28 protein-coding genes and 1 riboswitch are annotated in these 24,897 nt (G+C 67.0%); of the genes, 9 read left to right on the forward strand and 19 right to left on the reverse strand.

Translation table 11 applies throughout. From position 1 onward, the window contains the following. The first annotated feature begins 40 nt into the window (after nucleotides 1-40). Both ACFQPB_RS11145 and ACFQPB_RS11150 read left to right on the forward strand, forming a co-directional pair. Entirely contained in the window at nucleotides 41-253 is a 213-nt protein-coding gene (locus ACFQPB_RS11145; RefSeq protein ID WP_382223085.1) for a DUF3460 family protein, read from the forward strand. Continuing rightward, nucleotides 250-1,131: a segregation and condensation protein A gene (locus tag ACFQPB_RS11150; RefSeq protein WP_382223336.1), complete on the forward strand. Its 882-nt coding sequence runs from the start codon at nucleotides 250-252 to the stop codon at nucleotides 1,129-1,131. Before ACFQPB_RS11145 ends, ACFQPB_RS11150 begins: the two co-directional genes overlap by 4 nt. A gap of 10 nt (nucleotides 1,132-1,141) precedes the next feature. On the opposite strand, the gene nadA is transcribed toward ACFQPB_RS11150, so the two are convergent. Continuing rightward, nucleotides 1,142-2,254 carry a quinolinate synthase NadA gene (gene nadA, locus ACFQPB_RS11155; protein ID WP_382223088.1) on the reverse strand — a complete coding sequence of 371 codons (1,113 nt, stop codon included), beginning with the start codon at nucleotides 2,252-2,254 and terminating at the stop codon, nucleotides 1,142-1,144. A gap of 148 nt (nucleotides 2,255-2,402) precedes the next feature. Here nadA and panB point away from each other — a divergent pair, with 148 nt between their 5' ends. Both panB and panC read left to right on the forward strand, forming a co-directional pair. Then, the gene (gene panB, locus ACFQPB_RS11160; RefSeq protein WP_382223091.1) at nucleotides 2,403-3,281 is read left to right on the forward strand and encodes a 3-methyl-2-oxobutanoate hydroxymethyltransferase; all 879 of its coding nucleotides are present in this window, start codon (nucleotides 2,403-2,405) and stop codon (nucleotides 3,279-3,281) included. Nucleotides 3,282-3,288: 7 nt separating this feature from the next. Beyond that, nucleotides 3,289-4,140 carry a pantoate--beta-alanine ligase gene (gene panC / locus ACFQPB_RS11165; protein WP_382223094.1) on the forward strand — a complete coding sequence of 284 codons (852 nt, stop codon included), beginning with the start codon at nucleotides 3,289-3,291 and terminating at the stop codon, nucleotides 4,138-4,140. On the opposite strand, the gene ACFQPB_RS11170 is transcribed toward panC, so the two are convergent. The 4 genes from ACFQPB_RS11170 to ACFQPB_RS11185 form a co-directional block, all read right to left on the reverse strand. Continuing rightward, entirely contained in the window at nucleotides 4,137-5,156 is a 1,020-nt protein-coding gene (locus ACFQPB_RS11170) for an NAD(P)H-dependent glycerol-3-phosphate dehydrogenase (RefSeq protein WP_382223096.1), read from the reverse strand. The two genes, panC and ACFQPB_RS11170, sit on opposite strands and share 4 nt — an antisense overlap. Nucleotides 5,157-5,165: 9 nt before the next feature. Further along, nucleotides 5,166-5,612 carry a protein-export chaperone SecB gene (gene secB, locus ACFQPB_RS11175; protein ID WP_382203259.1) on the reverse strand — a complete coding sequence of 149 codons (447 nt, stop codon included), beginning with the start codon at nucleotides 5,610-5,612 and terminating at the stop codon, nucleotides 5,166-5,168. A gap of 96 nt (nucleotides 5,613-5,708) precedes the next feature. After that, on the reverse strand, nucleotides 5,709-5,966 hold the full coding sequence (grxC, locus tag ACFQPB_RS11180; RefSeq protein ID WP_382203257.1) for a glutaredoxin 3: 258 nt from the start codon (nucleotides 5,964-5,966) through the stop codon (nucleotides 5,709-5,711). A gap of 35 nt (nucleotides 5,967-6,001) precedes the next feature. After that, nucleotides 6,002-6,412, reverse strand: coding sequence for a rhodanese-like domain-containing protein (locus ACFQPB_RS11185; RefSeq protein WP_382203255.1), 411 nt, complete (start codon nucleotides 6,410-6,412; stop codon nucleotides 6,002-6,004). Nucleotides 6,413-6,506: 94 nt separating this feature from the next. On the opposite strand from ACFQPB_RS11185, the gene gpmA reads away from it, so the two are divergent. The 3 genes from gpmA to ACFQPB_RS11200 all read left to right on the forward strand — a co-directional run bounded on the left by gpmA (nucleotide 6,507) and on the right by ACFQPB_RS11200 (nucleotide 9,684). After that, nucleotides 6,507-7,250: a 2,3-diphosphoglycerate-dependent phosphoglycerate mutase gene (gene gpmA / locus ACFQPB_RS11190; protein ID WP_382223099.1), complete on the forward strand. Its 744-nt coding sequence runs from the start codon at nucleotides 6,507-6,509 to the stop codon at nucleotides 7,248-7,250. Nucleotides 7,251-7,445: 195 nt separating this feature from the next. Further along, nucleotides 7,446-8,912 carry a S41 family peptidase gene (locus tag ACFQPB_RS11195; RefSeq protein ID WP_382203251.1) on the forward strand — a complete coding sequence of 489 codons (1,467 nt, stop codon included), beginning with the start codon at nucleotides 7,446-7,448 and terminating at the stop codon, nucleotides 8,910-8,912. Nucleotides 8,913-8,928: 16 nt separating this feature from the next. Beyond that, on the forward strand, nucleotides 8,929-9,684 hold the full coding sequence (locus tag ACFQPB_RS11200; RefSeq protein WP_382223102.1) for a HesA/MoeB/ThiF family protein: 756 nt from the start codon (nucleotides 8,929-8,931) through the stop codon (nucleotides 9,682-9,684). Here ACFQPB_RS11200 and ACFQPB_RS11205 read toward each other — a convergent pair. Beyond that, entirely contained in the window at nucleotides 9,645-10,190 is a 546-nt protein-coding gene (locus tag ACFQPB_RS11205; protein ID WP_382223105.1) for a thermonuclease family protein, read from the reverse strand. The two genes, ACFQPB_RS11200 and ACFQPB_RS11205, sit on opposite strands and share 40 nt — an antisense overlap. A 120-nt stretch (nucleotides 10,191-10,310) precedes the next feature. Here ACFQPB_RS11205 and ACFQPB_RS11210 point away from each other — a divergent pair, with 120 nt between their 5' ends. Then, the gene (locus tag ACFQPB_RS11210) at nucleotides 10,311-10,889 is read left to right on the forward strand and encodes an NnrU family protein (protein ID WP_382223108.1); all 579 of its coding nucleotides are present in this window, start codon (nucleotides 10,311-10,313) and stop codon (nucleotides 10,887-10,889) included. On the opposite strand, the gene ACFQPB_RS11215 is transcribed toward ACFQPB_RS11210, so the two are convergent. The 10 genes from ACFQPB_RS11215 to nudB all read right to left on the reverse strand — a co-directional run bounded on the left by ACFQPB_RS11215 (nucleotide 10,890) and on the right by nudB (nucleotide 19,909). After that, nucleotides 10,890-11,366 (reverse strand): 6,7-dimethyl-8-ribityllumazine synthase, encoded by a 477-nt coding sequence (locus tag ACFQPB_RS11215; protein ID WP_382203243.1) that lies wholly within the window; start codon nucleotides 11,364-11,366, stop codon nucleotides 10,890-10,892. A gap of 87 nt (nucleotides 11,367-11,453) precedes the next feature. Next, nucleotides 11,454-11,609, reverse strand: a riboswitch (FMN riboswitch). A gap of 30 nt (nucleotides 11,610-11,639) precedes the next feature. After that, nucleotides 11,640-12,467 (reverse strand): DUF429 domain-containing protein, encoded by an 828-nt coding sequence (locus ACFQPB_RS11220; protein ID WP_382223339.1) that lies wholly within the window; start codon nucleotides 12,465-12,467, stop codon nucleotides 11,640-11,642. A gap of 2 nt (nucleotides 12,468-12,469) precedes the next feature. Beyond that, the gene (locus ACFQPB_RS11225) at nucleotides 12,470-13,351 is read right to left on the reverse strand and encodes an EamA family transporter (RefSeq protein WP_382223111.1); all 882 of its coding nucleotides are present in this window, start codon (nucleotides 13,349-13,351) and stop codon (nucleotides 12,470-12,472) included. A 65-nt stretch (nucleotides 13,352-13,416) separates the two neighbouring features. Then, complete coding sequence (locus ACFQPB_RS11230; RefSeq protein WP_382203239.1) at nucleotides 13,417-13,842, reverse strand: BLUF domain-containing protein; 426 nt, start codon at nucleotides 13,840-13,842, stop codon at nucleotides 13,417-13,419. Between the two features lie 2 nt (nucleotides 13,843-13,844). After that, entirely contained in the window at nucleotides 13,845-14,564 is a 720-nt protein-coding gene (folE, locus tag ACFQPB_RS11235) for a GTP cyclohydrolase I (RefSeq protein ID WP_382203237.1), read from the reverse strand. A gap of 67 nt (nucleotides 14,565-14,631) precedes the next feature. Then, entirely contained in the window at nucleotides 14,632-16,371 is a 1,740-nt protein-coding gene (locus tag ACFQPB_RS11240; protein ID WP_382223114.1) for an ATP-dependent DNA ligase, read from the reverse strand. Further along, nucleotides 16,368-17,426, reverse strand: a complete 1,059-nt coding sequence (locus ACFQPB_RS11245; protein WP_382223116.1) for a ligase-associated DNA damage response exonuclease — start codon at nucleotides 17,424-17,426, stop codon at nucleotides 16,368-16,370. Before ACFQPB_RS11245 ends, ACFQPB_RS11240 begins: the two co-directional genes overlap by 4 nt. A 43-nt stretch (nucleotides 17,427-17,469) precedes the next feature. Then, the gene (gene clsB, locus ACFQPB_RS11250) at nucleotides 17,470-18,711 is read right to left on the reverse strand and encodes a cardiolipin synthase ClsB (RefSeq protein WP_382223119.1); all 1,242 of its coding nucleotides are present in this window, start codon (nucleotides 18,709-18,711) and stop codon (nucleotides 17,470-17,472) included. A gap of 5 nt (nucleotides 18,712-18,716) precedes the next feature. Further along, on the reverse strand, nucleotides 18,717-19,445 hold the full coding sequence (locus ACFQPB_RS11255; protein ID WP_382223121.1) for an endonuclease/exonuclease/phosphatase family protein: 729 nt from the start codon (nucleotides 19,443-19,445) through the stop codon (nucleotides 18,717-18,719). Further along, a complete protein-coding gene (gene nudB, locus ACFQPB_RS11260) occupies nucleotides 19,445-19,909 on the reverse strand; it encodes a dihydroneopterin triphosphate diphosphatase (RefSeq protein WP_382223124.1) in 465 nt (154 codons plus the stop codon). The genes ACFQPB_RS11255 and nudB overlap by 1 nt, the downstream gene beginning before the upstream one ends. Nucleotides 19,910-19,977: 68 nt before the next feature. Here nudB and ACFQPB_RS11265 point away from each other — a divergent pair, with 68 nt between their 5' ends. Then, nucleotides 19,978-21,144, forward strand: a complete 1,167-nt coding sequence (locus ACFQPB_RS11265; RefSeq protein WP_382223127.1) for a GGDEF domain-containing protein — start codon at nucleotides 19,978-19,980, stop codon at nucleotides 21,142-21,144. Here the strand turns inward: ACFQPB_RS11265 and ACFQPB_RS11270 are convergent, their stop codons facing one another. From ACFQPB_RS11270 to ACFQPB_RS11280, 3 genes are read right to left on the reverse strand one after another with little or no spacing between them, the layout of a single operon-like run. Then, on the reverse strand, nucleotides 21,145-22,425 hold the full coding sequence (locus ACFQPB_RS11270) for a 3-deoxy-D-manno-octulosonic acid transferase (protein WP_382223130.1): 1,281 nt from the start codon (nucleotides 22,423-22,425) through the stop codon (nucleotides 21,145-21,147). Then, a complete protein-coding gene (locus tag ACFQPB_RS11275; RefSeq protein WP_382223133.1) occupies nucleotides 22,422-23,489 on the reverse strand; it encodes a glycosyltransferase family 4 protein in 1,068 nt (355 codons plus the stop codon). The genes ACFQPB_RS11270 and ACFQPB_RS11275 overlap by 4 nt, the downstream gene beginning before the upstream one ends. Further along, on the reverse strand, nucleotides 23,489-24,868 hold the full coding sequence (locus ACFQPB_RS11280) for a phosphomannomutase/phosphoglucomutase (protein WP_382223342.1): 1,380 nt from the start codon (nucleotides 24,866-24,868) through the stop codon (nucleotides 23,489-23,491). The genes ACFQPB_RS11275 and ACFQPB_RS11280 overlap by 1 nt, the downstream gene beginning before the upstream one ends. Between the last annotated feature and the right edge of the window lie 29 nt (nucleotides 24,869-24,897).

Here is a 24,897-nt window from a genome sequence, read left to right on the forward strand (position 1 = left end):
GGTAAAATTGCCGTTTTCGTCTGACCGAACGGTTTTGGCCATGTCCCTCTTCGCCCGCCCCCACTACACCTCCGACGCCACGCAGTTCATCGATTCCCTCAAGGCCGCCAAGCCCGCGCTGGAAGCCGAGCAACGCGAAGGCCGCGCCCTGCTGTGGGACAAACAGGTGGACCGTGACCAGCAGGCTCAGGCCAACGCCGCCCGCGTGGCCCAAAAGCCCTACGTGTACCAGACCAACGCCGACCCGCGCTGAGCGCCATGAGCCAAGGTGGCGCGGACGCCGCGTCCCTGGACAGCCTGGCGCAAGCCCTGACCGCCGCCACGGCCGCCGACATGCCAGAGGTAGTGGACCAGGTGGCCCTGGCGCGCCTGTACGGCGAGCCTCTCTTCAAACTGCCGCAGGATCTCTACATCCCGCCCGATGCGCTGCAGGTCTTCCTCGAAGCCTTTGAAGGCCCGCTGGACCTGCTGCTCTACCTGATCCGCAAGCAGAACTTCAACATCCTCGACATCCCCATGGCGGCGCTCACGCGCCAGTACCTGGCCTATGTCGATGAAATCCGCGCCAGCAACCTCGAATTGGCGGCCGAGTACCTGCTGATGGCGGCCATGCTGATCGAGATCAAGTCGCGCATGCTGCTGCCGCCCAAGAAGACCGAGGACGGCGAGGAAGCGGAGGACCCGCGTGCCGAACTGGTGCGCCGGCTGCTGGAATACGAGCAGATGAAACTGGCCGCCCAGGCGCTGGCCGACGCACCGCAGTACGGGCGCGACTTTTTGCGTGCCGAGGTCTATGTGGAGCAGGCCCTGGTGCCGCGTTTTCCGGATGTCTCGGCCAGCGAACTGCAACAGGCCTGGCGCGACATCCTGCAACGCGCCAAGTTGGTCCAGCACCACAAGATCAGCCGCGAAGAACTGTCGGTGCGCGAGCACATGAGCTTGGTGTTGCGCCAGTTGCAGGGGCGCAAATTTGTCGAATTCGGCGAACTGTTCGACCCCGAAAAAGGCGCACCGGTGATGGTGGTGACCTTCATCGCCATGCTGGAGCTGGCCAAGGAAACCCTCATCGAACTGACGCAGGCCGAGGCGTTTGCCCCGATTTACGTCCGCCTGGCCTATACACCAGCCTGAACCACACGCTTCACGCGGCGCCGATGTTCGGCACCAGCGCGCCAGCGTCGTTGCCCCCCTTCAGGGCGGCGGTGAAGGCCAGCATGCGGTCGATGGGCAGCCGGGCGCGGGCGGCGGTGGCGGGCTCCACGTGGATTTCGTTGTGGCCTTGTTCCAGCACCTGGGCCACGGCTTCGAGGCCGTTCATTGCCATCCAGGGGCAGTGCGCGCAGCTCTTGCAGGTGGCGCTGTTGCCGGCGGTGGGGGCCTCGATGAAGGTCTTGCTCGGGTTGAGCGTGCGCAGCTTGTGCATCATGCCGTTGTCGGTGGCAACGATGAACTCGCGTGCATCCATTTCCCGCGCGGCCTTGAGGATGGCGCTGGTGGAACCCACGGCGTCGGCCAGGGCAATCACGTCGGCCGGGCTTTCGGGGTGGACCAGCACCTTGGCCTGGGGATGCTCGTGCATCAGCGCTTGCAGCTCGGTGGCCTTGAACTCGTCGTGCACGATGCACGACCCCTGCCACATCACCATGTCGGCGCCGGTCTGGCCCTGGATGTAGTCGCCCAGGTGTTTGTCGGGTGCCCACAGGATTTTGTGGCCCTTGGCGTGCAGCGCGGCCACGATCTCCAGCGCGCAGCTGGAGGTGACCAGCCAGTCGGCCCGCGCCTTCACGGCGGCGCTGGTGTTGGCGTAGACGACCACGGTGCGGTCGGGGTGCGCGTCGCAAAAGGCGCTGAAGGCATCGATGGGGCAACCCAGGTCCAGCGAGCAGTGAGCCTCCAGCTCGGGCATCAGAATGGTTTTGTCGGGGCTGAGGATCTTGGCGGTCTCGCCCATGAAGCGCACGCCCGACACCACCAGGGTAGTGGCGGCGTGGTCACGGCCAAAGCGTGCCATCTCCAGCGAGTCGCTCACCAGGCCGCCGGTTTCCTCGGCCAGGTCCTGCAGGTCGGGGTGCACGTAGTAGTGCGACACCATCACCGCGTTGCGCTCTTTGAGCAGGCGGCGGATCTTGTCTTTGAGTTCGGCCCGGCGCTGTGGGCCTGGCTCCACCGGCACACGCACCCAGGCATGTTGGGTTGCGCACGCGGGCTGCTCGTAGTCCACCTCGATCACGTCGTTCATTGCCACTTCGCTCATTGCTGCTTCCTGCGCCCCACGGCACGTTGTGGACCCGCATTTTCCACCACCGGAGCACACCGCCCGTCTGCGCACGCCTCACCACTGGTCAGCGCAAACCGCGCTTCGACTAGACTGCCGCCTTTTCGCACTGCAACAAACCAGACACATGAGCGAGACAAGCCCCCAGACGACGCCTTACGGCACCCTGCCCCCCGCGTCGCCCCTGGCGCCGCGCAAGCCGGTGAGCCTGCCCCGCCTGCACGACATGCGCGCGCGCGGCGAAAAAATCACCATGCTCACCGCCTACGACGCCACCTTTGCCGCCGTGGCCGATGCCGCCGGCGTGGACTGCCTGTTGGTGGGCGACTCGCTGGGCATGGTCTGCCAGGGCCTGTCCAGCACCGTGGGCGTGACGCTGGACACCATGCGCTACCACACCGAAAGCGTGGTGCGCGGTCTGCAACGGGTGCAGGGCACAACGTGGGTGATTGCCGACCTGCCGTTCGGCAGCTACCACGAGTCGCGCGAGTTGGCGCTGCGCAGCGCCAGCGTGCTGATGCAGGCCGGTGCCCACATGGTCAAGCTCGAAGGTGGCGGCTGGACCACCGAGACCGTGCGTTTCCTGGTCGAACGGGGCATTCCCGTGTGCGCCCACCTGGGGCTGACGCCGCAGACCGTGCACGCCCTGGGCGGCTACCGCGTGCAGGGCCGGGGAGACGCTGCGTCTGAGCGCTTGCGCACCGAAGCCCTGGCGCTGCAAGACGCCGGCGCGGCCATGTTGGTGCTGGAAATGGTGCCGGCCACGTTGTCCGCCCAACTGACAAACGAACTCACGCGTTGCGCCACGATCGGCATTGGCGCCGGCAAAGGCACGGCCGGCCAGGTGCTGGTGATGCACGACATGCTGGGTATCAACCTGGGCAAGAACCCGAAGTTCGTGCGCAATTTCATGATCGGCCAGGACAGCGTGCGCGCTGCCATGGCCGCCTTTGTTGCTGCGGTCAAAGACGGCAGCTTCCCCGACGACGCCCTCCACGCCTGGTGATTCCGCTATGCAAGTTGTTCACACCATTGCCGACCTGCGCGCCGCGCTGGCCCCTTTTGATGCCCCCGCCTTTGTGCCCACCATGGGCAACCTGCACGAGGGCCACATCGCCCTGGTCAAACAGGCCAAAAACCTGGGCGACGTGACCGTGGCCAGCATCTTCGTCAACCGGCTGCAGTTCGCGCCACACGAGGATTTCGACACCTACCCGCGCACCTTGGAAGCCGACTGCGAAAAGCTGGCGGCACAAGGCTGCGACATCGTGTTCGCCCCGTCCGAAAAAGACCTCTACCCCGAGCCCCAGGGCTACAAGGTGTTTCCGCCCACCGAACTGGCCGACATCCTCGAAGGCCACTTCCGGCCCGGTTTTTTTGTCGGTGTGTGCACGGTGGTGATGAAGCTGTTCCAGTGTGCGCTGGCGCAGGGCAAAGGGCCCCGCACCGCCGTGTTTGGCAAAAAAGACTACCAGCAGCTGATGGTCATCCGGCACATGGTGCGGCAATTCGCACTGCCCATCACGGTGGTGGGTGGCGACACCTGCCGTGCCGACGACGGCCTGGCCCTGAGCTCGCGCAACGGCTACCTGTCGGCCGCCGAGCGGCAGGAAGCGGTGCAGCTGTCGCTGGCGCTCAAGGCGCTGGCGCGCGAGGCGCTGACCACCGGGATCGACCTCCACCAACTGGAAGCCAAAGCACGGGAAACCCTGGACGCCCGCGGCTGGGCCAGCGATTACCTGACCGTGCGCCGCCGCAGCGACCTGTTGCCCCCCGCCCCCGACCAGCGCCAGGCCGGCGAGCTGGTGGTGTTGGGCGCGTCACGCCTGGGCAAAACGCGCCTGATCGACAACCTGGAGTTTTAAAGCTCGGCCGCCGGATCGCGTCCCATGAGGCGGCCCACCGCCTCGTCGGGGCGCAAGGCGCCGTCAAGCAAGGCCACCACCGCGTCTGCGATGGGCATGTCCACCCCCAGGTGGCGGGCACGCTGCACCACGGTGCGGGCGCAGTAAACGCCCTCGGCCACGTGGCCCAGCGAGTCCACCGCCTGCTGCAGCGTCTGGCCCTGGGCCAGCAACAAGCCCACCTTGCGGTTGCGGCTCAGGTCGCCGGTGGCGGTGAGCACCAAGTCGCCCAGACCGGACAGGCCCATGAAGGTGTCGGCCCGCGCGCCCAGCGCCAGGCCCAGGCGGGTGATTTCGGCCAGCCCCCGGGTGATGAGGGCCGCGCGGGCGTTGAGGCCCAGTTGCAGCCCGTCGCACAAACCGGTGGCAATGGCCAGCACGTTTTTCACCGCGCCGCCCACCTCCACCCCCACCATGTCGTCGTTGGCATAAACACGCAGGCTGGGGCCGTGGAAGGCCCGCACCATGGCGTCGCGCACGTCGGCGTGTGGTGAGGCCGCCACCAGAGCGGTGGGTTGGCCACGTGCCACCTCCTGCGCAAAACTGGGGCCACTGAGCACGCCACAGCTGGCGTCGGGCAGGTGTTGTGGCGCCAACTGGGCCCAGATTTCGTGGCCCAGCAAACCCTGGGCGCCGGGCTGGGCGGTTTCAAAGCCTTTGCACAGCCACACCACGGGCACGCGCACGCCGGCCAAGGCGCTCAGGGTGCTGCGCAGGCCCGCCATGGGCGTGCCCACCACCACCAGGTCTTGCGCCTGCGCCAAGGCGGCCAACGGCGCGTCACCGGCGTGAGCGATGTGCAAGCCAACGGGCAACTCCATGCCCGGCAGGTAGCGCCGGTTCTGGCGCAACGAACCCATTTCGGCCGCCTGGGCCACATCGCGCGACCACAGGCTCACGCGGCGGTGGCCGTCGCGCGCGGCGCTCACCGCCAGGGCCGTGCCCCAGGCACCCGCGCCAATGACCAGCACGCGCATGGCGGCCGCTTACTGCGTCAGGCCTTGCTGTTGTTGCTGTTGTTGCTGCTCGTACATGGCCTGGAAGTTGATTTCGGCCAGGTGCACGGGCGGGAAACCGGCGCGGTTGACGATGTCGGCCACGTTGGCGCGCAGGTAGGGGTAGACGATCTGTGGGCAGGCGATGCCCAGGATGGCGCCCATCTGGTCTTCGGGGATGTTGCGGGCCTCGAAGATGCCGGCTTGCTTGACCTCGACCAGGAACACGGTCTTGTCACCGATTTTGGTGTGCACGGTGGCGGTGACACTGACCTCGAACACGCCTTCGGCAGCCGGCTCGGCGGCCACGCCCAGCTGGATGTCCACGTTGGGTTGCTGCTGCTCCAGCAAGATGGCGGGCGAGTTGGGTTGCTCCAGCGACGCTTCCTTCAGGTAGACGCGTTGGATCTGAAAAACGGGGTTCTGCTCGTCGGCCATGGTGATCTTTCGAATGTGCGAAATGTCGGGTTGAAACGCAAAGAAGCCCGTTGCGGAGATGTTGCTCCGGCAACGGGCCCTCAGGTGGGCATTATCTCAGGCGGCCAAGAGGGGCTGCAGGCCGCCCCGCGCATCCAGTGCCATCAGGTCGTCGCAGCCACCCACATGGGTGTCGCCAATAAAAATTTGCGGCACGGTGCGGCGACCGGTCGTCTCCATCATGTGGGCGCGGGCTGCGGGGTCGGTGTCGATGCGGATTTCCTCGATCTGCTCCACCCCGCGCTGCTTCAACAGCGCTTTCGCGCGGATGCAGTAGGGGCACACAGCGGTGGTGTACATCTTGACGGCGCTCATGCGGAACTCCTGAAAAACTTCAACGGCCTGGATTTTCAGGCTTTCTCGATGGGCAGGCTGGCCGCGCGCCAGGCAGCCGTACCGCCCGTCAGGGAATGGGCGTTCTCAAACCCCAGCTTCTTGGCCACCGCCACCGCGCGCTTGGAGCGCATGCCGCTGGCGCACACCAGGATCAAGGGGTTGGTTTTGTTCTTGACCACGCCGGCCAACTTGCTCTCCAGCTCGCCCAGCGGCACGTTTTTGGCCCCGGCCACATGCCCGGCGGCAAACTCGTCGGCACCACACACGTCGATCACCACCGCTTTTTCGCGGTTCATCAGCATCACGGCATCGGTCGGGTTGAGGCCACCGGCACCGCCGCCGCCCATGAGCGCGGGCCACAGCAACATGCCGCCCGAGGCCACCGCCACCGAGATCAGCATCCAGTTGTCGATCAGAAACTTCACAGCAAACCTTTCTTGAGAAGCCGGGATTTTAGAATGTCGGGTTGCGCCGCTGTGGCCGCACGCGATTTCTTCCCCCGAACCACGCCCACACCCCATGTACAAACTCGTCCTGATCCGCCACGGCGAATCCACCTGGAACCTTGAAAACCGCTTCACCGGCTGGACCGATGTGGACCTGACCCCCACCGGCGTGTCGCAGGCGATGTCGGCCGGCAAGCTGCTCAAGGCCGAAGGCTGGGACTTCGACATCGCCTTCACCAGCGTGCTCAAGCGCGCCATCCACACCCTGTGGTACACGCTCGACGAGATGGACCGCACCTGGCTGCCCGTCGTCAAGGACTGGCGCCTGAACGAACGCCACTACGGCGGCCTGCAAGGCCTGAACAAGGCCGACATGGCCAAGCAGTATGGTGACGAGCAGGTGCTGGTGTGGCGCCGCAGCTACGACACGCCGCCGCCGGCCCTGGAAGCGACCGACCCGCGCAGCGAGCGCGGCGACCGCCGCTACGCCGCCCTGTCGCCCGAGCAGATCCCCCTGACCGAGTGCCTCAAGGACACCGTGGCCCGCGTCATGCCGTTCTGGAACGAGGTGCTGGCGCCCACCATCCAGAGTGGCCAACGGGTGGTGATCGCCGCCCACGGCAACAGCATCCGCGCGCTGGTGAAGTACCTCGACAACATCGGCGACAACGACATCGTCAGCGTCAACATCCCCAACGGCATCCCGCTGGTGTACGAGCTGGACGCCAACCTCAAGCCCATCAAGAGCTACTACCTGGGCGATGCCGAGGCGGCGGCCCGGGCTGCTGCTGCCGTGGCCAATCAGGGCAAGGCCTGAATGGCCACCCCCACGCTCCGCCGCTCCGCGGGTCGCTGCCCCCCATGGGGGCGCGGCCTTGCTTGGGGCGGCCCGGCGCTGCGGCCCATTGGACAATCTGCTTCGCAGAAGCGAGCCATGGTCTTTGCGGAACCGAAACCTTGGAGCGCACTCTGAGGTGTATATTGCCTTGACCATTTTTGAAGGTGTTGGGACATGGGCCAGAAACTGAAGATCGCCGGCTGGATTGCGCTGGGCGCGATGGCGGGCGCACTGACCACCGTGCAGGTGCAAGCCGTGGCACGGGGCACGCTGTCGCCATTGCCGCTGGAGGAGCTGCAGCAGCTGGCAGCGGTGTTTGGCATGGTCAAGACCGACTACGTGGAGCCGGTGGACGAGAAAAAGCTGATCTCTGATGCCATCTCCGGCATGGTGGCCAGCCTGGACCCGCACTCCCAGTATTTCGACAAGAAGTCCTTCAAGGAATTCCGCGAGGGCACCAGCGGCCGGTTTGTGGGCGTGGGCATCGAAATCAGCATGGAAGATGGCCTGGTCAAGGTGGTGTCGCCCATCGAAGGCTCACCCGCCTTTCGCGCTGGCCTCAAGCCCAACGACCTGATCACCAAGATCGACGACACCTTGGTCAAGGGCCTGTCGATCAACGACGCCGTCAAGCGCATGCGCGGCGAGCCCAACACCAAGGTGCAACTGACCATCTTCCGCAAGGATGAGAACCGGACCTTCCCGGTCACCATCACACGCGAGGAAATCAAGACCCAGAGCGTCAAGTCCAAGGTGATCGAACCCGGCTACGCCTGGCTGCGCGTGTCGCAGTTCCAGGAACGCACGGTGGAAGACTTCGCCCGCAAGCTCGAAGAGATCCACAAGGAATCGCCGCAGCTCAAAGGCCTGGTGCTGGACCTGCGCAACGACCCGGGCGGTCTGCTCGACGCAGCGGTGGCTATCTCGGCCGCTTTCCTGCCCGAAAACGTGACCGTGGTCTCCACCAACGGCCAGCTCGAAGAAAGCAAGTTTGTCTACAAGGCCGCGCCCCAGTTCTACCTGCGCCGGGGCGGCAACGACCCCATCAAACGCCTGACCGACAACACCAAGGGCGTCTTCAAGACCGTGCCCCTTGTGGTGCTGGTCAACGAGGGTTCGGCCTCGGCCAGTGAAATTGTGGCTGGTGCGCTGCAAGACCACAAACGTGGCGTGATCATGGGCAGCCAGACCTTTGGCAAAGGCTCGGTGCAGACGGTGCGCCCGCTGGGCCCCGACACGGCGCTCAAGATCACCACCGCGCGTTACTACACGCCGCTGGGCCGCTCGATTCAAGCCAAGGGCATCGTGCCCGAGGTGCTGGTGGACGAAACCGAAGAAGGCAACTTGTTTGCGGCCCTGCGCACCCGCGAGGCCGATCTGACCGCCCACCTGGGCAACGGCCAGGACAAAAACGCCGACAAGCCCGACGCCGCAACCACCAAGGCCCGCGAGGAAGCGCGCGAACGCGCCCGCCTGCGCCTGGAAGAGGAAACCCGCAAAAACCCGGGCCAGCGCCTGATGCCCGAGTTCGGCTCCGACAAAGACTTCCAGCTGCAGCAAGCGCTCAACCGACTCAAAGGCCAGCCGGTGATCGTCAGCAAGACGCAGACCGAACGCCCGGAAGAGAAAAAAGAGAACTGAGCGCTCAGGCCCACGCGTGAACGACGAACAGCTGCTGCGCTACTCGCGCCACATTCTGCTCGACGAGTTGGGCATCGAGGGGCAGGAACGGTTGCTGGCATCCCACGCGCTGGTGATTGGTGCCGGTGGCCTGGGCTCACCGGTGGCGCTCTACCTGGCCAGCGCCGGGGTCGGCCACATCACCCTGGTGGACCACGACACGGTGGACGCCACCAACCTGCAGCGCCAGGTGGCCCACACGCTGGCCCGTGTGGGCATGGCCAAGGCCGCCTCGGCGCGCGAAGCCATGTCGGCCATCAACCCCGATCCGCAGATCACCACCGTGCTGCAGCGGGCCGACGCCACGCTGCTGGACCAACTCGTGCCCCAGGCCCAGGTGGTGCTCGATTGCACCGACAACTTCGCCACCCGCCACGCCATCAACCGCGCCTGTGTGCGCCATGGTGTGCCGCTGGTGTCGGGCGCGGCCATCCGTCTGGATGGCCAGCTTTCGGTGTACGACCCGCGCGATAGCAACAGCCCGTGTTATGCCTGCGTGTTCCCCGAGAGCGACGACATGGAAGAGGTGCGCTGCGCCACCATGGGCGTGTTTGCGCCGCTGGTGGGCATCGTGGGCACCATGCAGTCGGCCGAGGCGCTCAAAATTTTGTCGGGCATGGGCTCACAGCTGGTGGGCCGCTTGCTGATGCTGGACGGCCGCAGCATGGCCTTCACCGACATCCGCATGGGCCGTCAACCTGGCTGCCCGGTGTGTGGCGCACCACCGGCCTGACAGGGCCCATTCCGGCGCCTGAAATCGCGTGGTGGCTCCGGGCGTGGCTCGCTGAACAGCCCCCGCCGCGCCTTGCGCGCCGCACTCTCCTGCACGGCGTATGGACCTGGGTTGTTGTGCCAGCGCATGGACCAGGCGTGCCCCTGCCCCACGAGCCAAGCGCCCACATCACCGTCCGGGCCATCGACGCGCGCCAGCCAGCGGTCGTAGGTGTCTTTGTGCTGCAGGGTGACACGCACTGTGTGGCCTTGCAAGCGTGTGGCCAGCGCATCGCGCGCTTCGCGCCCATGGCGCTGGCAAATCTCCGGCGCGTCCACGCCCGACACCCGAAGGCGCAGTGGCGCACCACCCGACGGGCGCACCCACAGGCTGTCGCCATCCACCACCCGCAGCACCACGGCCCCCAGCAACACCTCGCCGTCGGCGTGCCCACCGCGCGCGGGCGCTGCCCCGGCCAAAGCCCACACAGACCAAGCCACACACCACACGGCAGCACATCGCAACATGGGCCTGAGCATACCCCTGCCCCCGCCACTTGGGGGTCTTGTGAGCACTGCGCGCGTCACCGGAATGGCTGAACCATAATGCGGCAGCCACATCGGCACCACCTCGCAACCGCACCCGCCATGAACCTGCTGATCCTCGGCCTCGTGATATTTTTGGGCGTGCACTCCGTGCGCGTCTTCGCCGCGCCCTGGCGCGACGCGACCCGCGCCCGCCTGGGCGAAGGCGCCTGGAAAGGCCTTTACAGCCTGGTCAGCCTGGCCGGTTTTGTGGCCATCTGCTGGGGCTATGGCCTGGCCCGTCAGGCACCTGTGACGCTGTGGGTGCCCCCGTTGGGCATGCGCCACGCGGCCAGCCTGCTCACGCTCGGCAGCTTTGTGTTGCTGGCGGCGGCCTACGTGCCACGCAATGTGTTCAAGGCGCGCTGGGGCCACCCCATGCTGCTGGGCACCAAGCTGTGGGCGCTGGCCCACCTGCTGGCCAACGGCAACCTGGCTGATGTGCTGCTGTTCGGCGGTTTCCTGGCCTGGGCGGTGGTGTTGTTCATTGTCAGTCGCCGCCACGACCGCGCCCTGGGCACCACCTACCCGGCCGCCAGCCGCACCGGCACCGCCGTGTCGGTGCTGGTGGGGGGCGCCAGCTGGGTGGTGTTTGCCTTGTGGGCCCACGGCCTGCTGATCGGCGTGCGCCCTTTCGGCTGATCAGCCCAGCACCGGCGGCAGACGCAGCAAACTGGCCACCGTCTGCAAACAAGCCTCGGCCGCTTCCGTGCCCTTGACGGCAAAGTGACGCAGGAAGTACTTGCGGTGCTCCGCGTGTTCGTGAAAGTGGTGGGGCGTGAGCACAGCCGAAATCACCGGCACGCCGGTCTGCAATTGCACGTCCATCAGGGCTTGCACCACGGTGGCCGACACAAAGTCGTGGCGGTAGATGCCGCCGTCCACCACCAGCGCGCTGCCCACCACGGCGGCATAGCGCCCTGAGCGCGCCAGCCGCTGGGCGTGGAGCGGGATTTCAAAAGCGCCGGGGACATCGAACACGTCGATGGCATCGGCACCAAACCCGGCTTGCGCCATGGTCTCGAAAAAGGCGTCACGCGCCTGGTGCACGATGTCGGCGTGCCAGGAGGCCTCGACAAACGCAAAACGAAGGTGGGAAGGCAGTGGGGTCTGATTCATGGTTTCCTCAAAAAGGAGTGGACTGAATCAGGGCGCACAAGCACGCGCACGCCTCATGCGACCCAAAGGCCAGCACGCGCAAGCGGCTCGCGCTCTCTTTTATCCGGACTGTGACCGTCGGTCCCGGGATCTCACCGGAGTCTGCTGACCCTGGGTGACAGGCACCCAGGCGCTCGCGGCACTCGTGTGGACCAGGCCACCATCACCGCCGGTGGGGAATTTCACCCCGCCCTGAGAACGCATGCCCGGTCTGAACGACCGAACCCCGCCATTCTAGGCGGCGCTAACGATCCAACCCTCCAGCGGATCGCTTTCGGGCAAGCCGTAGCGGGAGCGCCCGGCCAGGTGTTGTGTCAAGGCCCACGCCGCCTGCAGCACACACAACACCGCGTCCAGACGGTCGCCGCTGGCGTCGTCCACCAGCGCATCGCGCTGCGCGTGGCTGAGCTTGAGACGCAAACCCAACCGCGTGCGGCCCTGCTCCAGCGCCTCCACCAGGTCTTTGCGCGCGATCAGGCGCTCGGGCGTTTGTTTGGCCTTGTCGTCGCTTTTGTAAGAACGCTGCCCCAACAGCTCGCGCGCCAGCAGGCCGGGGTAGGCTTCCAGCGCCACACGCCGAGGGTCACCCGCGCACAAACCGGGCATGGCCACGCCGGCCGCACGCAGCCGCGGCACGCCCGCGTGCAGCATGTAGGCCACCGGCGGATTCACCCACTTCATGCTGGGGCTGGAACCGGCCGGGCCGTCGGTGGCTCGGTGGGCAAACTTGTGGCCGGCGGGACGCGCATCGCAGAAGGCGGCAAACTGCGCGCGGATCTGCTCGCGCGACAAGGCGGCGTAGTGGTCCATACAAGCGCTCCACTCGGTGGGCCAGCCCAGGTGTTCGACCAGTTCACGCGGAAGACCAAAAGGCAGGTCGAAGCCCCCCACCCAGTCACCCGGCTGCGCCAGCCACGCGGCCCAGGTGTCCAGGCTGTCGAAGGTGTCGATGTGACCCAATGCCACCCGCCCGCTCACCAACCGGCCGTGCGCCACCACAATGGGTTTGCGGCGCGAAGGGGCGCTGGAAAAGTCGCAACCGATGACGGCCGGCAGGTTCATGCTCATCCCAAGGCCAGGGCGGTGACACCACCCGCAATACACGCGGCGCCGAACAGGCGCGCGATGCGGTCACCCTCGCCCAGCAGATGCCCGCCCAGCAAGGCGGCGAACAGCATGGACACCTCGCGCGCCGGCGCCACGTGCGACAGCGGGGCTTCACGCATGGCGTAGAGCACCAGCACGTAAGCCACCGGGCTGATGATGGCCACCACCAGCGCGTGGCGCCACTGCGTGCGCCAGAGGGCCCACATCGCCGTCTGATCGCGCAAGGCGTTGGGTGCCAGCACGGCCACCCGCACAAAGTTGCCCATGTAGTCCACCAGGATGGGTGACATCAGCAGCACCTTCACCGCGTAGCCGTCCACCACGGTGTAGGACGCGATGAAGACCCCCGTGATCGCCCCGTACCACATGCCCTTGTGCACCCGAGCACGCGCCGTGGGGTCGTGCGCAGCACGCAACAAGCCGGGCCCACCGGCGATCAGGAACACACCACCCACCACCCCCGCGATGCCCAGCGCCCCCAGGGCCGAGATGCGCTCGCCCAACCAGACGATGGCCACCAGCGACGACAACAGCGGGCCGGTGCCGCGCGCCAGCGGGTAGACGACGGTGAGATCCGCTTTGCGGTAGCCGCGCAACAGCACCACGTAATAGGCCACATGCAACACACCGCTGGCCACCACAAAGGCCCATTCGGTGGCGCCCCAGCGGGGCACCTCGTCCACGCCCAGCCAAGCACCCAAAGGCGCCCACACCAGCATCATCAGCACGGCCGTAAAAAAGGCAAACCGCGCGTCGCCACCGGCCTTTTTGGCGACGATGTTCCAGCCGGCGTGGATAAGACCGGCCAGCACGATGAGCAGGAAAGCGGTGGGCGACACGGTGGTTCAGAATGGCAAAGGCCGCAGCACCGGGCACGGGCTGCGGCCTTGCGGGAGCACTGCGCTCAGGCGCGACCGATGATGGAGGCGGTGGCCATCAACTCTTCCAACAAGGCCAAGGACACCTTGCCCGACACCGAATACGGATCGAACTCGGGTTTTTCAGAGTACTTGAGCACGATGGAGGTGTTGAGCTTGCTCAGGTTGACCTGGCCCATGGTCCAGCCACCAAAGCGTCGCTCGGTGATCTCTTCGTAGTGCAGCAGCACCACGTCCGTGTGGCGATCGTCTTCGATCAGGTGGTTGTAGAGCTTGTTGACCGCCTCGCGACCGCCTTCGATGGCTTGCAAGAACACCCCACCGCCGTAGCACAGGATGCCGGTGATGCCGTGGTTGAGGTTGTGGTTGCGCGAGGCGTGCAGGATGGATTCGATGGCGGCCGAGCAGTCTTTTTCGACCGCGCGGCTGACGTAGAGCAGGCGCACCAGCATGGTCAGTTCTTTCGGGGAATGAGGGACAGGAATTCACGCCGCAGGTTGGGGTCCTTGAGGAACACACCGCGCATGACCGAGTTGATCATTTTGCTGTCCATGTCCTTCACGCCGCGCCACGCCATGCAGTAGTGGCTGGCTTCCATCACGATGGCCAGGCCGTCGGGCTGGGTTTTTTCCTGGATCAGATCGGCCAGCTGCACCACCGCCTCTTCCTGGATTTGTGGGCGGCCCATGATCCACTCGGCCAGGCGCGCGTACTTGGACAAGCCGATCACGTTGGTGTGCTCGTTGGGCATCACACCAATCCAGATCTTGCCAATGACCGGGCAGAAGTGGTGGCTGCAGGCGCTGCGCACGGTGATGGGCCCGACGATCATCAGCTCGTTGAGGTGCTCGGCGTTGGGAAATTCGGTGACGCTGGGGCCTTTGACGTAGCGACCGTTGAAGACCTCCTTGAGGTACATCTTGGCCACGCGGCGCGCGGTGTCACCGGTGTTGTGGTCGTTCTCGGTGTCGATCACCATGGCGTCGAGCACGCCCTGCATCTTGACGGTCACCTCGTCGAGCAGCTTGTCGAGTTCGCCAGGCTGGATGAACTCGGCGATGTTGTCGTTGGAGTGGAAACGCTTGCGCGCGCTCTTGATCCGCTCGCGGATCTTGACCGACACGGGGACACCGACGTCCTCGTCGCGCCGACCGGAATCGTCGGTAGGGTTCATGATTGGCTCAACTTTCCTCAACATTGGGCCATGCTAACACCGGCCCCCATGCGCCGCGTGCATGAGGTTATTGGCGCCGGACCACCAGGGCCTGCAGGTCGGCGAGGGTGTTGGCCTCGTGCAAGGGCTTGTCGGTGCGCAGCCGCAACATGCGCGGAAAACGCACCGCCAGTCCGCTCTTGTGGCGTGTGCTGGCACCAATGCCCTCAAACCCCAGTTCGAACACCAGGGTGGGCCGCACGCTGCGCACGGGGCCAAACTTTTCCAGCGTGGTCTGGCGGATGACGGCGTCCACCTGCGCGAATTCGGCATCGGTCAGGCCCGAATAGGCCTTGGCAAAGGCCACCAGTTGCAACGCCCCGGGCTGTGCCGGCTCGCGCCGCGCGATGGCATCGATCACCGCCTGCGCCTCTTGCGCGTCCACGGGCGGGCGGCTCCAGACGGCAAACGTGTAGTCGGTGTAGAGCGAGGCGCGGCGGCCGTGGCCAGCCTGGGCGTAGATCAGCACCGCGTCCACCGCCATGGGGTCCAGTTTCCACTTGCACCACAGCCCGTCGCCGCGCGTGCGGCCCACGCCATAGCGGGCCTCACGCTGTTTGAGCATCAGGCCTTCATGGCCTTGTTCGCGGGCCTGGGCGCGCTGGGCCGCCAGGGCTGGCCAATCCACGGCCTGCACCAGCGGGGACAGGCGCAATGTCGGGCATTGAACCGCCAAGGCCTGCAGTTGCTCGCGCCGCCACCACAGGGGTTGGTCGCGTTGGTCCATCCCTTGGGCTTCCAGCAGGTCATAGGCAATGAAAGTGACCGGCACCTCGGTCAGCAGCTTGCGGGTCACACTTCGACGACCGATGCGCTGTTGCAGCAGGGCAAACGGCGCCGGGCTGTTGTTGGGCGCGTTCCACGCCAGGATTTCGCCGTCCAGCACCGTGCCGTCGGGCCAGGTGGCGGCCAGCGCGACCAACTCAGGGTAGCGCTCGGTCACCAGCTCTTCGCCGCGTGTCCACACCCACACCTGCCCAGCGCGCTTGACCACCTGGCCCCGCACGCCGTCCCACTTCCACTCCACCAGCCACTGATCGAGAGCGCCCAACACAGCGCCCCAAGCCCTGGTGTCGTCGGGCGGGTCAAACAAATCGGCCAGAGGATGGGCCAGGAAAAAGGGGTAGGGCTGACCGTCGTTGCGCGCTTCATCGTCGGCGCTGCCCTCGGGCGCGACGAGGGCCAGGAAGCGGGAGGCGGTGGGCATGCGCTTGGCATCGGTGTAGCCCATCATGCGCTGAGCCACGCGTTTGGGGTCCAGCCCCGCGTGTTCGGCCAAGGCCCGCTGCACCAGCAGCTTGCTCACCCCAACACGAAACCCCCCGCCCACCAGCTTGATGAGCAAGAAGCGGCCAGCGGCATCCAAGGCCGTGAACATAGCGCGCAAGGGGGCGTCCACGGCCTCAGGCGGTTGCCCGCGCAGCGGCAACAGTTGTTCGGTCATCCAGTGGCTCAAGCCCAACTGGGCCAGCGGGCTTTGGCCATCCTGCCCATCAGGAATCAACAGCGAAATGGTTTCGGCCAAATCGCCCACCACTTGGTAGCTGGCTTCAAACAGCCAGTCGCTCAAACCCGCCAGTTCGCAGGCGGTGGCACGCAAAGCGGCGGTGCGCACGACCTGGCGCGGCTTGCCTCCGGCCAGGAAGTACACCACCCAGGCCGCATCTTCAGGCGGCGCGTCGCTGAAATAGCGACGCAATGCTTCCAGCTTGGCCTGGGTAGACGTGCTGGCGTCCAGGTCGGCGTAGAGCGCGGCAAAACGCTTCATACCGACGCCTCCGCCGCCGCTTCCTGCGTATCGCCGTACTGGGTCTCGAACGCCTCGGCCTGCAGACCTTGTTCGGTGAGGTGGCGCACCATCACCGGCACGCTGCCGTGGGTGACGATGACCCGTTGTGCGCCCGTGGCGCCAATGGCCGACATCAGGCCGGGCCAGTCGGCGTGGTCGCTCAGGGCAAAGCCCCGGTCGAAGCCACCGCGCCGGCGGCCGCCGCGCAGCCGCATCCAGCCGCTGGCAAAAGCGTCGCTGTGGTCGCCGAAGCGGCGCAGCCAGGTGCCTGCCATGGCCGCAGGCGGGCACAACACGAGGGCGCGCCCGACGGCGGATTTGTCCAACGACGTGGCGGGCGTGGTGTCAGGCAAAGCCACACCGGCCTCGCGGTAGGCGCGGTTGATGGGCTCGGCGGCAGCGTGGCAGACGATGGGGCCGATGGACGCGTCCACCCCCGCCAGCAGGCGCTGCGCCTTGCCAAAGCTGTAGCAGGCCAACACGCTGGCCCGGCCCAGTGCCGCGTTCTGTGCCCACCAGGCATTGATCTCGGCAAAGACCTGCGCATCGGTCTGCCAGCGGTAGATCGGCAAGCCGAAGGTGGATTCGGTGATGAACACGTCGCAACGCACGGGCTCGAAGGCCGCGCAGGTGGGGTCGGGCGCGACCTTGTAATCGCCGCTGGCCACCCACACACGACCGGCTTGTTCCACCCGCACCTGGGCCGAGCCCAGCACGTGCCCGGCCGGGTGCAATGAAATGCGCACACCCCGGTGTTCCACCACGTCGCCATAGGCCAACGGCTGCAGGGTGATGTTGCCCAGGCGCGCGCGCAGCACCCCTTCTGAGACGGCGGTGGCCAGGTAGTGGCCGTGGCCGGCGCGCGCGTGGTCGGCGTGCGCGTGGGTGATGACGGCACGCTCCACGCGGCGCCAGGGATCGATGTAGAAATCGCCCGGCGGGCAGTACAGGCCTTCGGGGCGCTGAACGATCAGGTCTTGCACGTCAACAAACCGATCGGCCGCCGGGCCGCCCCAAGGCCGATCAGCCCCCATGGGGGGCAGCGACCCGCGAAGCGGTGGAGCGTGGGGGCAGTCATCAGTATCTGTGGCCGGTCACAAACAGCGTCGCGCGCATGACCATAAAAGCCAGCCGGTCCAGGGCACGCTGCGGCCAAGGGCGCGCCGCCAGCTCGTGCCGCTGCAGCGCCCGGCCCTGGTGGGTGACGATGTGATCCAGGCGTTCGTGCAAAGCCTTGGCAAAACCCTCGTCGGCACTGACCACGTTGGCCTCGCGCGCCAGCAACAGGCTCAGGGGATCGAGGTTGGTGGAGCCCACCGTGGCCCAGCGCTGATCGACCACAGCCACCTTGGCGTGCAGCGCACTGGGCACGTATTCGTAAATTTCGATGCCGGCACGCAGCAGCTGGTGGAACACCGGCCGCGCCGCGTGGTACTGCAGAAAGTGCTCGTATTTGCCCTGCAACAACAGGCGCACGCGCACGCCCCGCGCCACCGCCATGGTCAGCGCCCGGCGCAGCTTGCGCCCGGGGATGAAATAGGCGTTGGCGATGAGCACCTCGTGGTGCGATTCGCCAATGGCCTTGAGGTAGGCGCGCTCGATGTCGTGGCGGTGGCGCAGGTTGTCGCGCAGCACCAGGGCGGCGTTGCCGGCGTGGGCGCCGTGGCCCAGGTCGGACGCGAACAGCGACGAAAAATCGCCCACCGGCGTGCCCGCGCGCAAGGCGTCCCAGGCGGCACGGAACTCGCGCTGCCGCGCCTTGCGCACGGCCTGCAGGCGCCACCACAAGCGCTCCATGGTTTCCGTCATGTCGGCCACCAGCGGGCCACTGACCTGGAGCGAAAAATCCAGCCGTGGGTGGGCGAGCCGCCCCAGCGCCACGTCGTCGAGGTCGTCGATGATGTTGATGCCACCACAAAACCCCACGCTGCCATCCACCACGCACAGCTTGCGGTGCAGGCGGCGCCAGTTGCTGGGCAAGGCCAGGCCAAACCGGCCCAGTGGGGCGTACACGCGCCAGTACACCCCGGCCGCCGCCAGCCGCTGTTGCCATTCGGTGGGGATGTGGGGCGTGCCAATGCCGTCCACCACCAGGCGCACGTGCACCCCACGCCGAGCGGCGCGCTCCAGGGCCTCGGCCACTTGAAGGGCGCTGCCGGCAAATTCGAAGATGTAGGTTTCCAGGTGCACCGACTGCACGGCCGCGTCCATGGCCGCCACCAGGGCGGGGAAAAACGCGTCACCGCCCTGCAGCAGCAGCAGGCGGTGGCCGGGTTGTGGGCGTGCTGGGCGCCAGTTGTCTGTGGCCGGCGACGCCATGGCACTCAGAACGACAGCTCCGCCACCAGCGGCAGGTGGTCGGACATGCGCGCCCACGCCCGCCCATGAGGCACGTGGGCCGACACCGGCCGCAGGCCCCGCACGTAGATGCGATCCAGGTGCAGCAAAGGCAGGCGCGAGGGGAAGGTGGGCAGGCGTATGCCGTCGAAGGTGCGCAGGTCCAGGTTGGCCATGGGCGCGAGCAGCTTGGCGCTCCAGTCGTTGAAATCGCCCGCCACCACCAGGGGCGCGCCGGCCGGCACCTCGCGTTCGATGAACTGCCCCAAGCGCTGCACCTGACGTTCCCGGCTGGCGTGGATCAGGCCCAGGTGCACCACCACCACGTGCACCGTGCGATGGGCCACGTTGACAACCGCGTGCAAGAGGCCACGCTGCTCGAAGCGGTGGTCCGACACGTCGTGGTGGCCCGTGGCCAGCACCGGCCAGCGCGACAACAGCGCGTTGCCGTGTTCGCCGTGGCGGGTGAAGGCGTTGGTGCGGTAGATGGCTTCGTAGCCTTCGGGCGAGAGGTAGTCGGCCTGCGCCTGCTCCGGCCAATGCTGAAAGCGCTTCTTGAGCTTGTGGTGGTGGCTGCGCACTTCCTGCAGGCACACGATGTCGGCGTCGAGCTGCTCCACCGCGTGACCGAGGTTGTGGATTTCGAGCCGGCGCGCCGGCCCCAGGCCCTGCACGCCTTTGTGGATGTTGTAGGTGGCAACGCGGAAACTGTCCATCACACCATCATGCCACCCAGCCGGGGCAACCACAGAATGGCCTCGGCGTTGGATGGCGAAAAACAGCGCTCGGCAGCCTGCGCCCAAGGCCACCAACCCTGGGCCGTGTGCTCGCGTGGGTTCAAGCGCACGGGCAGCGGCGCCGGCACACACAGGCCAAACAGGCGTTCGGTGTTGTGGGTGACGCCGGGCGCGTAGCGGTGGCGCCATTGGGGGTAGATCTCGTACACGTTTTCCAGCCCCCAGTCACGCAGCCGGTGGCCCGGGGCGTGTGCGTCCAGGCCGGTTTCTTCCGCGACCTCGCGCGCCGCGGTCTGGCCCCACGTCTCCTCGGCAAAATCCTTGGCACCGGTCACCGATTGCCAGAAACCGGGGGCGTCGGCGCGCTCGATCAGCAGCACGTGCAGATCGGGTGTGTGAATGACGACCAGCACCGACTGGGGGATTTTGGGTGGGCGGTTCATCGGATGCGCATGAGGCAGGGTGGGCACAGGTGTGGAAAGTGGGCGAAAGTGTTAAATTTACCAAGCCCATGTATGAGCTTCACTACCCCACGCTCAGCCTGATCGTCGCCATTGTGAACGGCGTCGCGATCCTGGTGATGCTGGCGTTGTGGCACATCAACCGCGACGTGCCCGGCCCGGGGGTGTGGACGGTGGCGGCGGTCTGCAGTGGCCTGGGATTTTTGGCGGTCATCATGCGCCCGGCGCTGGGCGTGTTCATCTCGCCCGTCAACAACAGCCTGCTGGTGGGTGCGGCCCTCTTGCATATCGAAGGGCTGCTGCGTTTCAAACGCATGCCGCAGGCCAGGGGCCGCTGGGGCTGGTGGGCGCCGGTGATGGGGCTGGTGGTGCTCCTGTCGTCGGTGTATGCCACCGACGCCCGCATGCGTTACGGCACGCTGGATCCCGTGGTCGCGTGTGTGCTGCTGGCCACGGCGGTGCTGCTGCTGCAACACACCCAGGGCCACTGGCGGGCCCTCTACGGCACATGCGCCGTGTTTGTGGCGCTGGCCGGCCTGGCCCTGGTGGTGCGCGCCACGTTGTCCTGGCAGTCGCCACCCGGCACGCCCATGCAGGACCACCCGGTGATGGGACTGGTGTTCCTGTTGCTGTTGACCCACAACCTGGCCTGGATATGTGGCATGAGCCTGGCGGTCAACCTCAGCGTGCAGGAACGGCTGCAGCAGATGGCCTTGATCGACCCACTCACGGGTCTGGCCAACCGCCGCCAGCTCGACAGCTTTGCCGCGCAGGCCTTGCGACGTGCCCAGCGGCACGGCGATCACCTGGCCGTGGTGCTGCTGGATCTGGACGGATTCAAGGGACTGAACGACCGCCACGGCCACGCCGCCGGTGACGGTGTGCTGCGCGAAGTGGCGCAACGCGCCCGGCAAGCCACCCGGGAGACCGACCTGGTAGCGCGGCTCGGCGGTGACGAGTTTGTGGTGGTGCTGGAAGCCTCAAGCCCACAGGCCGTGCAGGCCGCTGTGGCGCGGCTGCGGAGCACGCTGGACGCGTCACCTCTGTTTGATGGTCCGCCCACGCCCGTGGGCATCAGCATGGGCGTGGCGTGTTTCCCGGAGGACGGCGACAACCTGGTGGCCTTGCTGCGCGAGGCCGATGGCCGCATGTATGGCCAGAAGCGCGAACGCGCCAGCATCACACAGGCCCCCCACAGCGGGCCCGAACCCGCCTGATCACGGTCGGGCCAGCGCCGCCATCACCGCCTGGGCCGTGTGTTGCACGGCACCCCGCCCGCCATCGATCAATGTCACCGTGCCCTGGCGAGCCACCGCCAAACGCGCGCCATCGTTCAACAAGGTCGTCGCGGTTTGGCAGGCTTCGCCCATGTCGGCCACCCGCAAGGCCGCGCCACAGGCCTGGGCCCGCTCGGCGGCTTCCAGGAAGTTGAAGGTGTGTGGCCCCATCACCACCGGGCAGCCACAGGCGGCCGCCTCGATCAGGTTCTGCCCGCCCAGGGGCGCAAAGCTGCCACCCAGCAAGGCCACCTCGGCCAAGCCGTAGTACAGCGCCATCTCGCCCAGCGAATCGCCCAGCCAGACATCGGCCACCCAGTCGGCGGCGCTGGGGCCGGATTCGGGCCATTGGCTGCGGCGCGACACCTTCAGGCCCGCACCGGCCAGCAAGGCCGCCACCTCGTCGAAACGCTGCGGGTGACGCGGCACCACCAACCACAGGGCACCGGGTTGGCGCTGCGCCAGCCACATCGCCGCCTCGCCCTCGCGCGCGCTGGCCAGCAGGGCCACGGGGCGCGCTGCGGGCGATGCGCGCCAGCGCCGCGCCGTCGCCAGTTGCGCGGCGCTGGGCGTGGCGTCGAACTTGAGGTTGCCGAAGACGCCTTGCACCGGTGCTTTGAGTTGGCGCAGCCGCTGGGCGTCTGCTTCGGTTTGGGCGTAGACCGCGTGCAGGCCGCCATAGGTGGCCTGCGACAAGGTTTTCAAGCGCCATGCTTGCTTCAGTGATTTTTCGCTGAGGCGGGCGTTGACCAGCAGCAGCGGCACGCCAGCCGAACGGCAGGCCCGTGTGAGGCAGGGCCAGACCTCGGTTTCCATGAGCACACCGACGGTCGGACGGAAATGGGCCAGGAAGCGCTGCGTGGCACCCGGCGTGTCCCAGGGCAGCCAGGCCTGGCGGTCACCCGGGCGCAGCAGGCGCTGGCCTTCGGCGCGGCCGGTGGCGGTGCCGTGGGTCAGCAGCAGGCGCAGGCCGGGTTGTTGCTCGCGCAGGGCGGCGATCAGCGGCGCGGCGGCCCGGGTTTCGCCCAGGGACACGGCATGAACCCACACCCAAGCGCGCGACGCCGCTTCTGCGCCATAGCGGCCGAAACGTTCTTCCACTGCATCCAGGTAGCCCGGTTCCACCTGCCCACGCTGGCGCAGCTTGCGCCGCAGCAGCGGTTGGGCCAGCGTGGTCACGGCGCCATACACCGCCAAGGCCAGGCGCTGGGCCAGTGTCATGTCTTGTCGAAGAGTTGCCGGTAGACGCGGCCAATACCGGCCGCCTCCTGCGCCAGCGAGAAACGCTCGGTCACGCGCTGGCGCGCGGCCTCGCCCATGGCCAGCGTGCGCTGCGGGTCGGCCATCACGCGGCGCACGGCATCCGCCAGGCCAACCGCGTCGCCGGTGTCCACCAATTCACCGGTTTCACCCGGCTCGGTGAGTTGGTCGAAGGCACCCGTGCGCGAACACACCACGGCACAGCCGGTGGCCGCCGCCTCGAAAGGGGTGAGACCAAAGGGTTCGTAGCGTGGGCAGGCCACACACAGCAGGCAGCGTTGGTACCAGCGGTGCACCTCGGCCGCCGGCACCTCGCCCAGGAAAACGATGCGCTCGCTCAAGCCGGCGGCGGCGATTTTCTCCCGAAGCGCCGTTTCGTAAGCCTGGTGCTGGGGCTGCGCCAGGCCGGCAATGACAGCGGTGGCGTCGGGCAGGTGCGGCAGCGCGGCGATCATGGCGTCCACAAACACATCGCTGCCCTTGTCGGGCCGCACGCGGCCAAAGGTGCCGATGCCGTAACGGCCGGGCAGGCCCGAATCGGCCCAGGCGTTCACCTTGTCGGGCGGTGGGGCGAAGCGCTGCAGGTCAATGCCATGTGGCACCACGGCGGTGGTGTTGGGCACAAAACGGGCGGCCAGGGGTGTGGTGGAAATCACCGCGTCCATGCGCGAGATCAGCCAGCGCGGGAAACGCCCGTGCAGGTGCTGCGCGGCCGAAGTGAACACCAGCTTGATGGGCAAACGCAGCACATCGCGCGCCCACAGGCCAGCCATCATTTCGTGGTCGCGCCGCACGTGCCAAATCCGGAACGCGCGCCCGGCGGGTGGTTTGCGCGACAGCGCGATGGCCTGCTTCAGCGTCATGCCCGGCACACCGTGTGGCAGCGGCGTGCCGCAGTAGGCCAGGCGCCACTGCCCCAGTTGAATAGGCACCAGCGCGTTGACCGTTGCCGAGACGCCGGTGTAGCGCTTCTTGAGGTTGAAGACAATGACCTCGGGGTCGTCGCTGGGGCGGGCGGAGGTCATCAGTGCGCCGCTTGTTGAATCAAGGCATCGGGCTTCACCGACTTGAGCAAGGCCATCATGCGCGCCTCGATGCGGTGCAGGGCCTCGGGCGTCTGCCCCTCGAAGCGCAGCACCAACACCGGCGTGGTGTTGCTGGCGCGGATCAGGCCAAAGCCGTCAGGCCAGTCCACGCGCAGACCGTCGATGGTGGAGACCTGGGCCGGCGCCTCGAAGCTGGCCTGCTGCAACTGGGCCACCAGTGCGTGTGGCTCGCCTTCGGCGCAGGCCACGTTGAGCTCGGGCGTGCTGAAGCTGGTCGGCAGGGCTTCGAGCACCGCCGACGGGTTGGTGTGGCGGCTCAGGATTTCGAGCAGGCGCGCCCCGGCGTAGCTGCCGTCGTCGAAACCGTACCAGCGCTCCTTGAAGAAAATGTGGCCGCTCATCTCGCCACCCAAGGGGGCGTCGACCTCTTTCATCTTGGCCTTGATCAGCGAGTGGCCGGTCTTGTACATCAGCGGCACGCCGCCCGCCGCCGAGATGGCCGGGCCCAGGCGCTGGGTGCACTTGACGTCGAACAGGATGGTGCCGCCGGGCACGCGCGAGAGCACGTCCTGGGCGAACAGCATCATCTGGCGGTCGGGAAAGATGTTTTCGCCACTCTTGGTGACGATGCCCAGCCGGTCGCCATCGCCATCAAAGGCCAGGCCCAGCTCGGCGTTCGAACTTTGCAAGGTCTCGATCAGCCAGCGCAGGTTTTCGGGTTTGCTCGGGTCGGGGTGGTGGTTGGGGAACTCGCCATCCACTTCGCTGAACAACTCGATCACCTCGCAGCCCAGGGCGCGGAACAGCGCGGGCGCCGAGGCACCGGCCACGCCGTTGCCACAGTCCATCACGATCTTGATGGGGCGTGCCAGCTTCACGTCGCCGACGATCCGATCGCGGTAGGTGTCGCCCACATCCAGCGTGCGCACACCGCCACCCGCGCGGGTGGGCAGGTCGCCGTGTTCCATGCGGCGGCGCAGCCCCTGGATGTCATCACCAAAAATGGCGCGGCCGGCCAGCACCATCTTGAAGCCGTTGTAGTTTTTGGGGTTGTGGCTGCCCGTGACCTGAATGCCGCTGCGGCAGGCGGTGCTGGCCGCGTAATACAGCATGGGCGTGGTCACCATGCCGACGTCGATGACCTGAACGCCGGCGTCAGACAGGCCCTGGATCAGCGCCTGGGCAAGCGAGGGGCTGCTCAGGCGGCCATCGCGGCCCACGGCCACGGTGGTCTCGCCCTGGGCCAGGGCCTCGGCACCGAAGGCACGGCCCAACGCATGGGCCACCTCGGTGTTGAGGGCGTCGGGCACAACGCCCCGGATGTCGTAGGCCTTGAAGATGGCCGGTTGGAGTTGCAGCATGCCGCGATTGTAGGCAGCGGCGCCCC

This window comes from Hydrogenophaga atypica, assembly GCF_042665215.1.
In the GTDB taxonomy this organism is placed as follows: domain Bacteria; phylum Pseudomonadota; class Gammaproteobacteria; order Burkholderiales; family Burkholderiaceae_C; genus Hydrogenophaga; species Hydrogenophaga defluvii_A.